1 pseudogene is annotated in these 204 nt (G+C 62.7%); it reads left to right on the top strand.

What is annotated here, in order from left to right:
* Window positions 1-204 (top strand): annotated as a pseudogene (locus tag LKK83_RS30345) (WD40 repeat domain-containing protein); the annotation flags it as partial.

Below are 204 nucleotides of genomic sequence, written 5' to 3'. Positions count from 1 at the left end.
CGATAACACCCTGAAACTGTGGGACTTGGCCACTGGGTCGGAACGGGCCACCCTCACCGGGCATAGTGCCCCGGTAAATGCAGTGGCCATCACCCCGGACGGCACTGGGGCGGTTTCTGCATCATGGGATAACACCCTGAAACTGTGGGACTTGGCCACTGGGTCGGAACGGGCCACCCTCACCGGGCATAGTGCCCGGGTAAG

The organism is Phormidium sp. CCY1219, assembly GCF_035615515.1.
GTDB lineage: Bacteria > Cyanobacteriota > Cyanobacteriia > Cyanobacteriales > Laspinemataceae > CCY1219.
Note: the sequence above shows the minus strand (reverse complement) of the source record. Positions and strands in the feature narration are given on the sequence as shown.